Annotated in this window: 13 protein-coding genes and 1 tRNA gene; 10 read left to right on the forward strand and 4 right to left on the reverse strand. The window is 60.0% G+C overall.

The features are described 5' to 3' along the window. Positions 1–241 precede the first annotated feature (241 nt). The 8 genes from D460_RS0118410 to D460_RS0118445 all read left to right on the forward strand — a co-directional run bounded on the left by D460_RS0118410 (position 242) and on the right by D460_RS0118445 (position 9,061). The gene (locus D460_RS0118410) at positions 242–1,594 is read left to right on the forward strand and encodes a reverse transcriptase domain-containing protein (RefSeq protein ID WP_018900051.1); all 1,353 of its coding nucleotides are present in this window, start codon (positions 242–244) and stop codon (positions 1,592–1,594) included. A gap of 488 nt (positions 1,595–2,082) precedes the next feature. Then, positions 2,083–2,553, forward strand: a complete 471-nt coding sequence (locus D460_RS0118415; protein ID WP_018900052.1) for a hypothetical protein — start codon at positions 2,083–2,085, stop codon at positions 2,551–2,553. A 132-nt stretch (positions 2,554–2,685) separates the two neighbouring features. Then, positions 2,686–2,889, forward strand: coding sequence for a hypothetical protein (locus D460_RS0118420; RefSeq protein ID WP_018900053.1), 204 nt, complete (start codon positions 2,686–2,688; stop codon positions 2,887–2,889). Positions 2,890–3,359: 470 nt separating this feature from the next. Further along, positions 3,360–3,572, forward strand: coding sequence for a cold-shock protein (locus tag D460_RS0118425; protein WP_018900054.1), 213 nt, complete (start codon positions 3,360–3,362; stop codon positions 3,570–3,572). Between the two features lie 219 nt (positions 3,573–3,791). Next, positions 3,792–4,628: a type I methionyl aminopeptidase gene (map, locus tag D460_RS0118430; RefSeq protein WP_018900055.1), complete on the forward strand. Its 837-nt coding sequence runs from the start codon at positions 3,792–3,794 to the stop codon at positions 4,626–4,628. Between the two features lie 7 nt (positions 4,629–4,635). Then, on the forward strand, positions 4,636–5,445 hold the full coding sequence (gene radC, locus D460_RS0118435) for a DNA repair protein RadC (protein WP_018900056.1): 810 nt from the start codon (positions 4,636–4,638) through the stop codon (positions 5,443–5,445). A 247-nt stretch (positions 5,446–5,692) separates the two neighbouring features. Continuing rightward, complete coding sequence (sthA, locus tag D460_RS0118440; RefSeq protein ID WP_018900057.1) at positions 5,693–7,099, forward strand: Si-specific NAD(P)(+) transhydrogenase; 1,407 nt, start codon at positions 5,693–5,695, stop codon at positions 7,097–7,099. 180 nt (positions 7,100–7,279) lie between these two features. Further along, positions 7,280–9,061: a radical SAM protein gene (locus D460_RS0118445; RefSeq protein ID WP_018900058.1), complete on the forward strand. Its 1,782-nt coding sequence runs from the start codon at positions 7,280–7,282 to the stop codon at positions 9,059–9,061. 175 nt (positions 9,062–9,236) lie between these two features. On the opposite strand, the gene tig is transcribed toward D460_RS0118445, so the two are convergent. The 4 genes from tig to D460_RS0118465 all read right to left on the reverse strand — a co-directional run bounded on the left by tig (position 9,237) and on the right by D460_RS0118465 (position 12,832). Continuing rightward, the gene (gene tig, locus D460_RS0118450; protein WP_018900059.1) at positions 9,237–10,715 is read right to left on the reverse strand and encodes a trigger factor; all 1,479 of its coding nucleotides are present in this window, start codon (positions 10,713–10,715) and stop codon (positions 9,237–9,239) included. A gap of 182 nt (positions 10,716–10,897) precedes the next feature. After that, positions 10,898–10,982 (reverse strand) — tRNA-Leu (locus D460_RS0118455). Between the two features lie 156 nt (positions 10,983–11,138). Continuing rightward, positions 11,139–11,732, reverse strand: coding sequence for a GDYXXLXY domain-containing protein (locus D460_RS0118460; RefSeq protein WP_018900060.1), 594 nt, complete (start codon positions 11,730–11,732; stop codon positions 11,139–11,141). Next, entirely contained in the window at positions 11,729–12,832 is a 1,104-nt protein-coding gene (locus D460_RS0118465) for a DUF2157 domain-containing protein (RefSeq protein ID WP_026283289.1), read from the reverse strand. Before D460_RS0118465 ends, D460_RS0118460 begins: the two co-directional genes overlap by 4 nt. Before the next feature lie 679 nt (positions 12,833–13,511). Here D460_RS0118465 and D460_RS35210 point away from each other — a divergent pair. Both D460_RS35210 and D460_RS35215 read left to right on the forward strand, forming a co-directional pair. Then, positions 13,512–13,655 (forward strand): DUF1127 domain-containing protein, encoded by a 144-nt coding sequence (locus tag D460_RS35210; protein WP_018900062.1) that lies wholly within the window; start codon positions 13,512–13,514, stop codon positions 13,653–13,655. 309 nt (positions 13,656–13,964) lie between these two features. Further along, positions 13,965–14,108, forward strand: a complete 144-nt coding sequence (locus D460_RS35215) for a DUF1127 domain-containing protein (protein WP_018900063.1) — start codon at positions 13,965–13,967, stop codon at positions 14,106–14,108. Positions 14,109–14,135 lie beyond the last annotated feature (27 nt).

Below are 14,135 nucleotides of genomic sequence, written 5' to 3' on the forward strand. Positions count from 1 at the left end.
AAAAACTGACCCCGCTGGGTCGAATTACCGGCTTGTGCGTCCTCGCATTCGCCGCAGCGTCCATGGTTGCCATGGCGTCGGACGTGAAGCTGGACCTGTCCATGCGGATCGCGCGCCACGGAGACCACGCCGAGGTTGCACTTGCGGCCTAGGTGCCTGTCGTCGCGGCTCTGCCGTGCGCAGTGGATGGGTGCCAGTCAACGGTCGGGACAGTATGTAAGGGGACCCGAGCGGAGAACGAATGAACACGCTAATTCGGGAAGTACGGTCCGAACAGAACATTTTTTCGGCTTGGCGTCATGTCAAGCGGAGCGCTCTCTCGTCTCAAAACGACGAGATCCGTGGGGCTGCATCCGAATTTGAGCATGCTCACCAACGACACCTACGCCGTATTATCGATCAGCTTCGACAGGATCGCTTTAGCTTTGATCCAGTTACCGGCGTCCTGAAAGATGCTCGCAAGCGCATAGCATTAGGAAAAGATCCCCGCCCAATTGCAATTGCGACATTGAAGAATCGAGTGGTGCAAAGAGCAATTCTACAGATCTTGCAGCCGCGCGTGGCAATCGATCCACAGAGCCAAGATACGCGATATGAGATGCGGCGAGATGAACGCCTTGGCAGAATAAATGACGTTAACCGATCTCGTTTTGGCGTTGGTGGACTAATCTACCCTTATGGTGGGGTCGAACCGGCAGTCAAACTTATCCGCAACGCCATCGATTCTGGTGGGAAGTATTATTATCAGTCCGACATAAAGGCGTTCTTTACGAAGATACCGACAAGGCAGGTTGTCGACTTCGTTCGCCTTGAAACGAAGGATGATCAGTTAGCCGACCTTTTTGCGATGGGGCTTGCAATCAATCTATCAAACGGAGACGAACTAAAAAAATATGCCGATCTATTCCCAAAGAATGGAATTGGAGTCGCGCAGGGTTCGTCTCTCTCGGCATTCTCTGGTAACGTCCTCCTGTACGAGATGGACCACGAGTTAAACCGAATGGGGGTTACCGCGACCCGTTACATCGACGACATCCTGATCGTGGCAAAAAATGAGGCAGAGCTTGATGCCGCAATTGACTACGCCGAAAGGACTTTAAGATCCTTTGGATTTGGTCTTTACGCCCCTGATAAAGGCAGCGACAAAGCAGCTAGAGGCGAGAGCAGCAACGCTATTAATTTTCTTGGATGCACAATTCAACCTAAACGGTGTGTTCCAAGTGCAGGGTCTATCGCTCGGCTCAAAGAGACAATAACCACATCACTTTCAGATTCGAAATCCGCGATAAGAGCAACGCTTAAATCCGGAAAGCCTTTGAATTCAAAGAATTCGCGAACTAGCACGTTAGATTCGATTGGCAAAAGAATATATGGCTGGCAGAAGGCATTTTCTTTCTGCACTAACGACCAGCCGTTCAAGCAGCTTGACGAGTTCGTCAGCAAACAAATTTTGGACTACGAAGCCTCAATAGCTCGAATGCTTAACGCGGGCGATCAAGGCACTCGAATGAAGGCTCTCGGCATTCCGTCCACCCACGCGATGTTTGTGGCAGGACAGCGAACCGGCAGGTCCAAGCAAGATGCGTCTAAATAACCACAGAGTTTGAAGGTCGCTTCTGCAACCTGGCTTCGTTTAACGCTAGGCATACGACAAATATAAAAATTTTCCCCACCCTCCCCACCCATGCCATCATCGCCTCACCCCACCACGGATACACCGGCAGGCGTGCCGGCGAGGTGGGGTCGGCGCTGGGTGTTTGAGGAGGACGCAAGCTCTCTCATCCGGGGTTCGCAGAAAATGGTCTCCCTCCGGTGACGGCGGGTTCCGTCGCTAGACGGCCCCGAGTTGAGCCCGGACGTGCCTGTGAGGCACACATGGTCTCGTCGCGAAGTTGGGCGAGAAGGCAGAGAGACCGGAGTTGCGTTCATAAACCGCCGAACGGGGTGCTGGAAGGCACCATATTTTTTACTCTATCGAGGTGATTTCCAGCGCCCCGTCCGAGTGAAGCCTGAACCAGCAAACCACGGGTGAAACCAGCCGCGTGACGGCATCGCCGCGCGCCGGAGCCGAAGAGGACCGCAATGCCGCAGCACCCTCATGATAATTCCGGCAAGGACCTTAAGGACCGCCTCGGTCTCGAGTTGATCGTTGCGCTGGCGGCGAGGACATCGGAGATGCTGTCCATGCCGGTCTTAACCTGCCCGATCAACCGCTGCCGCCGCGCTCGCGCCTGCCAGCGCATCGCCGTCAAGGGAAGCAAGCTCGCCTGCGTCCATACGCTGCCCTCGGAATACACACCCTGCTTCACCGACTATCTCGGCTGGGCCGGGATGGCCTGCGCCGATGCTCGCGATGGAGAGCACGGCGCGATGTTCCGGCTCCTTGACCTCCTGCCGCCGGACCTGCGCGGCCATACGGTGTCGGTCGTCCGTGATTGCCTTGCCGGCGACGCCCGGGCGCTCGCCTGCCTTGATGAGACACTTACCCTTATCGCCGAGAAAGCGCCACCGGTCTTCGAGCACCCGCAGGAGGAAGCGCAGGCCACACCCTGATGCGATCGCGATCGCCACCGCCCCCCGGCGCCCCCAGCGCCCCCAGCGCCCCGCCCTGCCCGCCGACATCGCGTTAAACTTGCGTCAACGCCCGCGTGGCATATCTCTCCAGGCGGCAGGTAGGAGACTTTTATGGCATTCGTCGGCTTCAAGAACACCCACAATCACACGATCTACGTCAATCCGGCCCAGGTGCTCTATGTCTCGACCTATGAGGAAGACGTGACGATCATCGCCTACGCCGCCGCCGATGCCGCCGGCAAGCCTGCCCTCTCCTATGTCCGTGGCAGTGCCGACATGGTGCAGCACAAGCTCAGCGCCGGCGCGGCCCGCTGATCGCACTCGCGCCTACCGGGAATTATGCTCGCGTTTAGCGGGCAGTCGCCCAACGGTTGGGCATTCGCACGGATTGGGGATGTGAACGTGCCGTTTCGGTACGCATTCCCGGAATGGGTCAGCGATACCGGCTCAGCGTTACCAATCGTCAAGTGTTTGAATCTTTGGCCATTCCCGCTTTGGAGCGGCTGGTGTCAGAATAATGTCGCTTGCATTTTGCTCCGTTTACTGGCACCAATTGTGTACTCGGGCATTTGCATGCCGGTGACTGGACTGATGTGGCTGAGCCCTTCTTTGAGGGGCGGCGTGGGGGGACCTTCACGCGCGTAGACGTTCTTTCCCCGTTCGTGAACTACTCGACTGACCCTTCGCGTTCTGAGTTAAGATGAGGGAGCGCGAAAGTGAAAGCCGTCCATTTCCTCTCGGGGGGATGGATACCAGACAGACTACAGGGAAAAGGACCTATCCCAATGGCCACCAAAGGCGTCGTAAAATTCTTCAACCAGGACAAGGGTTTTGGTTTCATCACTCCTGATGGCGGTGCGAAGGACGTATTCGTTCACATCTCCGCTCTCCAGGCTTCCGGCATCCAGTCGCTCCGCGAAGGCCAGCAGGTTACCTTCGACACCGAGCCGGATCGCATGGGCAAAGGCCCGAAGGCCGTCAACATCTCGGCCAACTAATACTGGTTTCTGCCTCGGCAGGACTGCGAACGGCGCTCCGCAAGGGCGCCGTTTTCGTTTTCCGGCTTGCTGGCGCCGGGTGGCTCGATCGAGTGCCGATGAGATGGCAGCGTGCGATAGGGGAGTGATAGCTTAAATGCGCCTCCCCCATTGATCGCAATGGACGAACCCGGCATAGCTGCATTATGAATGACGACAATTTCCGCTAAGGCCCCCGCAATGGTAAACTACATCGAAGCCTCCTCCGCGCCATCCAAGAATACCGGCGCCATCAGGCTCTACGGCGCCGATGCCTTTGCTGGCATGCGCAAGGCGTGCCAGGTCACCGCCCGGTGTCTTGATGCGCTTGATGATATCGTCAAGCCGGGTGTGACGACCGATGCGATCGATCGCTTCGTCTTCGATTTCGGGCTTGAGAATGGTGCCGTTCCGGCGACGCTCAATTACCGCGGCTATACGAAATCCACCTGCACCTCGATCAACCATGTCGTGTGCCACGGCATCCCGGATGCCAAGCCGCTGCGCGAGGGCGATATCGTCAATATCGACGTCACCTATGTGGTCGATGGCTGGCATGGCGATTCCAGCCGCATGTATACGGTCGGCACGGTCAAGCGCGCCGCCGAGCGGCTGCTCGAGGTGACCTATGAATCGCTGATGCGCGGGATCGCCGCCGTGCGCCCCGGTGCCCGCACCGGCGCCATCGGCGAGGCGATCCAGACCTATGCCGAGGCCGAGCGCTGCTCCGTCGTGCGCGACTTCTGCGGCCATGGGGTCGGCGCGCTGTTTCACGACAGCCCGAATATCCTGCATTACGGCCGCGCCAGCGAAGGGCCGGAGCTGCGCGAGGGCATGATCTTCACGATCGAGCCGATGATCAATCTCGGCCGCCCGCATGTGAAGGTGCTCGCCGATGGCTGGACGGCCGTCACCCGCGACCGGTCGCTGTCGGCGCAATACGAGCACACGGTCGGCGTCACCGCCGATGGCTGCGAGATCTTCACGCTGTCGCCCGGCGGGCTCGACCGCCCGGGCCTGCCACCCCTCACAAAATGAGCCGCTGATGGCAAAAGGACCGGTTCCCCATTCCGAAGACCTGGAGCTGCCTTTCGCGGCGGATGAGGACGATGGCATGGACGAGCGGTCCTTCTTCGCCGAACAGGCCGGCAAGCCCGCCGCGCTCCGGCCCTCGCCTGCCAAGGAAGAACACTACCACGGCCACCGCGAGCGGCTGCGCCAGCGCTTCCGCGATCATGGCGATACCGCGCTTGCCGATTACGAGATGCTGGAGCTGATGCTGTTCCGGCTGATCCCGCGGCGCGATACGAAGCCGATCGCCAAGGCGCTGCTGGAGCGCTTCGGCTCGCTCGCCGCCGTCTTCGGCGCACCGATCGCGCTGCTGCAGGAGGTGAAGGGTGTCGGCGAAGCGGTGGCGCTGGACCTGAAGCTGATCTCGACCATCGCCCACCGGACGCTGAAGAGCGAGCTGCGCGGCAAGCAGGTGCTGTCGTCGTGGTCCTCGGTGATCGAATACTGCCACGCCGCCATGGCGCATGAGACCCGCGAGCAGTTCCGGATACTCTTCCTCGACAAGCGCAACGCGCTGATCGCCGACGAAGTCCAGGGGCATGGCACGGTCGATCACACACCGGTCTATCCGCGCGAGGTTGTGCGCCGGGCGCTGGAGCTTTCGGCGACCGCGATCATTCTGGTCCACAACCACCCGTCCGGCGACCCCACACCGTCGCGCGCCGATATCGACATGACCAAGATGATCATCGATACGGCCAAGCCGCTCGGGATCACGGTGCATGACCACATCATCATCGGTAAGGATGGCCATGCCAGCCTCAAGGGGCTGCGGCTGATCTGAAATCGCCGCCGCCGCGATTTTCCCCGCGCAGGACGGATCCGCTATTCTGGAGCGACCTGTTCTTTCTCATCGTCGATGGCCGTCTTTATGACGAACCATCCTGCAGCACCGGCACCGCCGCCCTTATTTCGTCTCGCTCATTCCTAATATTCGGGCGTAAATCAATCTGCAACATTGACCGGATACCTGTGAACGCGCCATTTTGCGTCGCAATATGATTCCAGCTTTTCAACCGGGGCCCGCTTCCATGTTTCAATACGATCTCGTTGTTGTGGGGAGCGGCCCGGCCGGTCGCCGTGGTGCTATTCAGGCTGCCAAGCTCGGCAAGAAGGTGCTCGTCATCGAGCAGGGCAAGCGCGTCGGCGGCGTCTCCGTCCATACCGGCACCATCCCCTCGAAGACGCTGCGCGAGACCGCGCTCAACCTTTCCGGCTGGCGCGAGCGCGGCTTTTACGGCAAGGCCTACCGGGTCAAGCAGGAGATCAGCGCCGAGGACCTGCGCCGCCGCCTGCTGATCACGCTCGATCATGAAGTCGAGGTGCTAGAGCACCAGTTCGCGCGCAACCGCGTGCAGCACCTGCGCGGCAAGGCGAGCTTCATCGACGCCTCGACGCTCGAGATCGTCAAGGACGACGGCGAAGTCATGCGCGTCTCGGCTGCCAGCATCCTGCTTGCCGTCGGCACCAAGCCGTTCCGTCCAGACTATATCCCCTTCGACAACAGAACGGTTCTCGACAGCGACGAGCTTCTCGATATCGAGGAACTGCCGCGCTCCATGGTCGTCATCGGCGCCGGCGTTATCGGCATCGAATATGCCACCATCTTCAGCGCGCTCGATACCGCTGTCACGCTGATCGACCCGAAGTCGACGATGCTCGACTTCATCGACAAGGAAATCGTCGAGGATTTCACCTACCAGCTGCGCGACCGCAACATGAAGATCATGCTCGGCACCAAGGCGGAGAAGGTCACCAAGCTCGATGACGGCAAGGTCGAGCTCATTCTCGACAATGGTCGCCGGCTGGTGACAGACATGGTTCTCTTCGCGGCCGGCCGCATGGGCGCCACCGATGCGCTGAACCTGAAGGCGGCGGGCCTCGAGGCCGACAACCGTGGCCGCCTGAAGGTCAATCCCGAGACGTTCGAGACCTCAGTGCCCGGCATTTACGCGGCGGGCGACGTCGTAGGCTTCCCGAGCCTGGCGTCGACCTCGATGGAACAGGGCCGCATCGCGGCGCGCGTCGCCGTCGGCGCCGTCGCCAAGGAGCCGCCGAAATACTTCCCCTACGGGATCTACGCCGTACCGGAGATTTCGACCTGCGGCCTGACGGAAGAAGAGATGAAGGAACGCGGCATTCCCTATGAATGCGGCATCGCCCGTTTCCGCGAGACCTCGCGCGGCCATATCATGGGCCTCGATACCGGTCTCCTGAAGCTGATCTTCTCGCTCAAGACGCGCCGCCTGCTCGGCGTCCACATCGTCGGCGAAGGCGCGACGGAGCTGGTGCATATCGGCCAGGCCGTGCTCAACCTCAAGGGAACGGTCGAGTATTTCGTCGAGAACACGTTTAACTACCCGACTCTCGCCGAAGCCTACAAGATCGCCGGCCTCGATGCCTGGAACCGGATGGGCGATATCAAGTCGGAATTGTGATCGCGCGGACAAAGCGTCCGACGCTGCAATCACGACACTGATATGACAGCCGAAACAATAGCTTAGACACATAGGATGCGCCCGATCTTGGGCGTGTCGACGTCGCAAAAGCGTCCCTTGTATAATCCGCAGTCTCTGGTAGCGTCGCTGGTGGGGGTTCTCTCTTACCAGTGAGTGAACGTGCGCGAACAATCCGAGACGTCTGACCGGAATTTTCAACTCATCCTCATCAAGCCGTCGCACTATGACGACGATGGCTATGTCATTCGCTGGTGGCGGGCGATGATCCCGTCCAATTCGCTGGCGGCGCTCTATGGAATTGCCGCCGATTGCGCCGAGCGGCGGGTGCTCGGACCCGGTGTCGGCATCGACATCACTGTCATCGACGAGACCAATACGCGGGTGAACACCTCAGCATTGCTGCGGCAGCTGAAAGCCAACGGCAATTTCGGCATGGTCGCGCTGGTCGGCGTGCAATCGAACCAGTATCCGCGCGCGCTCGACATCGCCCGGCCCTTCCGCGATGCCGGAATTCCGGTGGCGATGGGCGGTTTTCATGTGTCGGGATGTCTCTCGATGCTCGACGGCCATGCCGTGGGGCTCGACGAATGCCGCGAGATGGGCATCTCGATGTTCGCGGGCGAAGTCGAGGGGCGGCTGGACAAGGTGCTGCAGGACGCCGCATCGGGTACGCTGGCGCCGCTCTACAATTTCATGAACGACCTGCCGAGCATCGAGGGTGCTGCGGTTCCGTTCCTGCCGAAGGTCAATGTCGCGCAGACGCTGGGCTTGAGCACCAGTTTCGACGCCGGGCGCGGCTGTCCCTACCAGTGTTCCTTCTGCACCATCATCAACGTGCAGGGTCGCAAGTCGCGTTTCCGCACAGCCGATGATGTCGAGAAGCTGGTGCGGATGAACTGGGCGCAGGGCATCCACAAGTTCTTCATCACCGACGACAACTTCGCCCGCAACAAGGATTGGGAAGCGATCTTCGATCGGCTGATTGAGCTGCGTGAAAAGGATGGCATTCCGCTCGGCCTGATGATCCAGGTCGATACGCTCTGCCACAAGATCCCGAATTTCATCGAGAAATCGAAGCGCGCCGGCGTCACCCGCGTGTTCATCGGGCTGGAGAACGTCAACCCCGACAATCTGACGGCGGCGAAGAAGAACCAGAACAAGATCACCGAATACCGCAAGATGCTGCTCGCCTGGAAGGCGCAGGGCATCATGACATTAGCCGGCTACATTCTCGGCTTCCCGGCCGATACGCCAGAGTCGATCCGCCGCGATATCGCGATCATCCAGCACGAGTTGCCGCTCGACGTGATCGAGTTCTTCGTGTTGACCCCGCTGCCCGGCTCGGAAGATCACCAGACGCTGTTCCGCAAGGGCGTGGCGATGGATCCGGATCTCAACATCTACGATGTCGAGCATGTCTGCACCGAGCATCCGAAGATGAGCAAGCAGGAATGGGAGAGCATCTATCAGGAGGCGTGGTCGCTCTACTATTCGCCTGAGCATATGAGGACGCTGCTGCGCCGGGCGGTGGCGACGGGCGTGCCTCTGGCGCGGCTGGTCAAAGTGCTGGTGTCGTTCGCGACTACCGTGCCGCTTGAAAACGTGCATCCGCTGCAGAGCGGGCTATTGCGGTTGAAGCATCCCTCGGAGCGCCGGCCCGACCTGCCGCGCGAGAGCGCGCTGGTCTTCTGGCCGCGCTTCATCGGCGAGACGATCAGCAAGCATCTGAAACTCGGCGGCACGATCGCGCGGCTGGCGGTCACCGCCTTCATGATTTCACGCGACAACAATGCCAGGACCTATATGGACCAGGCATTGACACCTGTTGGTGACCACGAGGACGAGACGCTCGAGCTCTTCACCAAGACGGCGGGCGGACAGGCGGCGGTCTCGCATATCAAGAAGGTCAACGAGCTCACGCATGCGCATCGGGCGGGCTGAGCGCGGGCCTTTTTTCTGAAAGCGCATGCACCCTCACCCGCCCTCATTCCTGTGCTTGTCACAGGAATGAGGGAGGATGCGGCGCCCTGCCCGCGTAAAGCTTGCCCTGAAACATCGCCCAAAATGAAAAACCCCGCACGAGGCGGGGTTCATCAAAATCCAGATTGGCCGGAGATTACTCGGCGCCTTCCTCGGAAGCCTTCTTCTTCGGAGCGGCCTTCTTCTTCGGAGCAGCTTCTTCGCCCTCAGCGGCTTCAGCCTTGGCAGCAGCCTTCTTCTTCGGAGCGGCCTTCTTGGCTTCCTTCTCGGAGCCTTCGCCTTCTTCGTCGGCGAGCAGCTCTTCCTTGGTAACCTTCTTGTCGGTGACGTCGAGTTCGGTCAGCAGATGGTCGATGACCTTCTCTTCGAAGATCGGCGCGCGGATCGAAGCGGCCGCACCCGGCTGGCTGCGGAAGAATTCGAGGATCTGCTTTTCCTGGCCCGGATACTGACGCAGCTGCTCGTAGATGGCGCGCTGCATTTCGTCTTCGCTCACTTCGACGCCGGCCTTTTCGCCGATTTCGGAGAGAACGAGGCCGAGGCGGACGCGGCGCTCAGCGAGCTTCTTGTACTCTTCGCGAGCCTGCTCTTCCGTCGTGTCTTCGTCTTCGAAGGTCTTGCCGGACTGTGCGAGGTCGTTGGCGACCTGGTTCCAGATGCCGTTGTACTCGGCGTCGACGAGCGAAGCCGGGGTCTCGAACTTGTACATTTCGTCGAGCTGGTCGAGGATCTGACGCTTGACCTTCTGGCGGGTCATCGAGCCGTACTGCGATTCGATCTGGCCGCGAACGATTTCCTTCAGGCGGTCAGCCGATTCCAGGCCGAGCTTCTGAGCCAGTTCGTCGTTGATTTCAACGTCGGCCGGAGCAGCAACGTCCTTGACGGTGACGTCGAAGGTGGCTTCAGCGCCAGCGAGGTTCTTGGCCGGGTAGTCAGCCGGGAACGTGACGTTGATGGTCTTTTCGTCGCCAGCCTTGGTGCCGACGAGCTGTTCTTCGAAGCCGGGGATGAAACGGCCCGAGCCGAGAACCAGTTCGGCGCCCTGGTCGGTGCCGCCTTCGAAGGCAACGCCGTCGACCTTGCCGACGTAGTCCATGGTGATGCGGTCGCCGTCTGCGGCCTTGCCCTTCTTGGTCTCGTAGGAACGGGCGCTTTCAGCGACCTTGAGAACCTGCTCGTTGACTTCCTCGTCGGAGATATCAACGACTTCGCGGGTGATCTTGACGCCCTTGACGGACTTCAGTTCGATCGGAGGCAGAACTTCGTAGGAGAGCGTGAACTCGAAATCCTTCTGAGCCGACAGGATCAGTTCTGCTTCGTCCTTGTCTTCCGTCATCGCGATTTCAGGCTGCGTGGCGGACTTTTCGCCGCGCTCGGCGAGAATGGAGGTCGGCTGTTCGCGGACGATCTCGTTGACGAGGTCGGCCATGATGGACTTGCCGTAAACCTTCTTGAGGTGAGCGGCCGGAACCTTGCCCGGACGGAAGCCGTTGATCCGGACCTTGTCCTTCACGTCGGCAAGACGCTCGTTCATCTTGGTTTCCATGTCCTTGGCCGGGATTACGACCTTGATTTCGCGCTTCAGCCCTTCAGCGAGCGTTTCGATAACCTGCATGTCTTCCTACCTTCAATTCGTGGCGGCCGTGCCCAGACGCCGTTCGTTTCGATGAGCACGACGCCGGAAAGTGCCGGGCGTGGCTTGTTCTCAATTCTTCTTCGTTCTGCGTGAGCGGAACGGCGCTTGGCTCCGGGCAATCGAGGGGCACCGTTTTCGGTCCCTCGCCTGCAAGCCAGCTTTGGTGCGGGTAGAGAGACTTGAACTCCCACGCCTTGCGGCACCAGAACCTAAATCTGGCGTGTCTACCAATTTCACCATACCCGCGTTCTCAAAAACCGCATGCATATGCCTGCACATGAGGCCTTCCGGAGCGCGGCGTCTCTATATCACCCGATTTGGAGGAGGCAAAGGAAAAATGAAGGTCAAATGACAGCGATTTTTCCCGCCGCCGCGCGGACTTGCGCCCGCAACCGGCCAAACTCAGTAAAGCGGCTCCTCATAGGCCGGCTTGCCGTCCACCAGCAGGCTTTTGATCTGCGCCATGCCATTGGCGCCAACGCTTGCAGCGATCGACACCTGCCCATCGCGGCGCGCCTCTTCCAGCGCATGTCCGGCACCTTCCGGAACGTAATAGCGCTCTATCCCGTATTCGACGCGGATGGTTTCGGCCTGAGACGTCTCGCCGTAGCTATAGAAGGGCTGGGTGTGGAGCACGGCGGAACCTTCCGCCTGCGGGAGCTTGTCGAAGGATGATTCGGCGATCTGCCAGAAACCACCCTCGCCCGGCTTGATGCGCACCCAGAGGCTGCGCTCGGCGGCCTCCTTCGGCATGGCGCCTGATATCGAGGAGACGGGCACGGAGGAGATGTCGTAGTTCAGTACCACGTAATCGCCGCGCAGGAAGTCGCGCGGATCGACGGGCGCCGTCTTCAACAGAACCTGCGTTCCATTGCGCAAGACGGACGCGCGGCTCTGGACGATATAGCCGAGCACGGCCGTCTGCAGCAACGCTACGGTGACGGCAGCGGTGACGCAGCGGCGCTTCGAATAGCCCTTGAAGGAGAATATGCTCATTGGACCGCCTCCCTGGCCTTGCCGGCAAATCGTCGTTCGAGACGGATGACAATCCAGGCCACGGCGGCGACGAAGAGGCCGGAGCAGAGGAAGAGCCCCGAGGTGCCGAGGATCGAACCAACCGTCACCGAGCCGAGATAGAGAATTTCGACCGCGAAGACGGTGTAGGCCAGATAGCGGACTGCGCCGTTGTCGCGACCCTGCAACGCGATCGCCAGCACGGAGGCGGCGAGTGTCACGATGCCGAGCGGGAGAACCCATTTGCTGGCATCGAGCTCGACATGCAACAGGAACAGGCCGATGACGGCAAGCAGGAAGGAATAGAAGGCAGGTGCGGCACCGGCACCCCTGATCAGCGAGGACAGGCGCGCCACCGGCAGGCTGACCAGCACGAAGACCGCCATGCCGCCGATGACATAGATCAGCGCCAGCCACAGGTCGGAATTCAGCGTGTAGAGCCAGGCGAGCCAGCCAAGCAGCAACAGGTAGGCGAGATGGCGCACGCGGCCGGCGCCAGTGTAGCGCACCAAGGCCACGACGATTGCCGCCATGACGGGTGCTGCCCATGAATCGAGCGTCATCAGGCGCATGTCGGAGCCGCTGAGATAAAGGCCGAAGCTGCCCCAGGAAAGAAAGCCCGCCACGCCCGACACCACGCCCGAGCGGAACAGCACGGCCGACACCACCGCCATGGCGAACCAGAGATACATGACCGTCTGCTCATCGCCCGACAGATGATACATCTGCCCGACCAGCGAGATGGCGCCGCCGAAGGTGAGCGTGCCGATGACGAGCAGCGCGTTGGCGGCGGCGATCTGGCCACGGACGAGAGCTGCGCCGGCGCCGAGATGGACGGACCAGATCAGTGCGAGGATGAAGAACATCCTGACCAGACGCGGTATCGCCTCCCAATTGGACGCGACCACCAGAAGAATGGCGGCGCCGAGCAGGATGGCGGCGAGGATCATCAGCACATTGCCGAGGCTGAAGCTTGCCGGACGCCCATCATATTCCTTGAGCAGGGCCTCGGCGGTCTGCTCGGTGAGCAACCCCTTGCCGACCCACAGCGACAAATCCCTCTCCAGACGTCCGCGATACATGCCCTACCCCGCAAATCGCGCGCAAACAGCCCTCCGGCGCGCCTCATTTTCAACCTTATAGACGCGGTTTGGCGATTGAGGAAACGGCTCCTTGTTATTTCCTTCACAGACCCTTTCGGCACGGACCTTTCGGAGGAGCTGTTAATCGCCCGGCAAGACTTTGCTCTTACGCTACGTCATGCCATGCATATTGCGCATGGAGACGGCTAAGATACTGCATCGCACTCTTACTCAAAACCATTGAGCATGCGCGCAGCCGGGATGTACCCGGACCGGATTACCGGACGCCTTCGGATATGATTTCCGCCGACATGATCGGGATTTGGATCTATCCTCCCCTCCAAACAACCCGATCGACCTGCAACATCCTCCTCCCAGTTGCCGGTCATACGTATGGACGCCCATCGGATTGCGCATCGGGTGGGCGTCTTCGTTTTTATCCTCCGCAGGGCGGCTCATGCGCGCCGACGCCGCTGGATTGCTCATTTTGCCTATTGATTGACCAGAACGTGGCCAAATCGTGCGGTTTACAGCTTGAGAAATGCAGCGCGCGCATATGTGCGTTGAATTCTTGTCTCTGTTAGCTCTTCGCAGTGCAATATATATTCAGCTCATCAAATAGAGGTCAGCGCCGATAGGCGGCAGCTGGCAGACGCAAGCCCTCGGAAAGGGGATCGACATGAACATTTCTCGCTCTTTCAACAACTGGCGCAAGTATCGTCAGACGGTTACCGAACTCGGCCGCATGACCAACCGCGAATTGCACGACCTCGGCATCGACCGCGCCGACATCCAGCGCGTTGCTCGCGACGCCGTTCGCTAATATCTTCGCTGATCTCAGGGCGGTTCGCTTCCTCCCAAGCCGATCGCCTCACCAAGACGCCCGCTGCCACCAGGCAACGGGCGTTTTCTTTTGTCTTAACGTCTCATTAACGCCTGGGTTGCGCCACAGCCCGATACTCCGCCTGCTCAAAAAGTGACAGTTGCGCTTTATCTGTGCATCGTACTGCACAATTGCATGGCAGGAGCCTAATAAATGCACTGCACAATATGACCGGGATCACCTATATCAGCGTCAACCACTGAGACGGCAATCGCGCCGCTCACTGAACTGATCTTGAGGAATTACCCCATGAACCCGATCCGCATTGCAAAGAGCTGGATTAGCTATCGCCGTACCCTGAGCGAACTCGGCAGCCTCTCCAACCAGGCTCTGGCTGACATCGGCGTAAGCCGCTACCAGATCCACAACATCGCTTCGCGCGCTTTCCGCTAATAGCGGAACGCCTGAAGTACCCAAAAC

It is taken from the genome of Rhizobium sp. 2MFCol3.1, assembly GCF_000377565.1.
GTDB lineage: Bacteria > Pseudomonadota > Alphaproteobacteria > Rhizobiales > Rhizobiaceae > Rhizobium.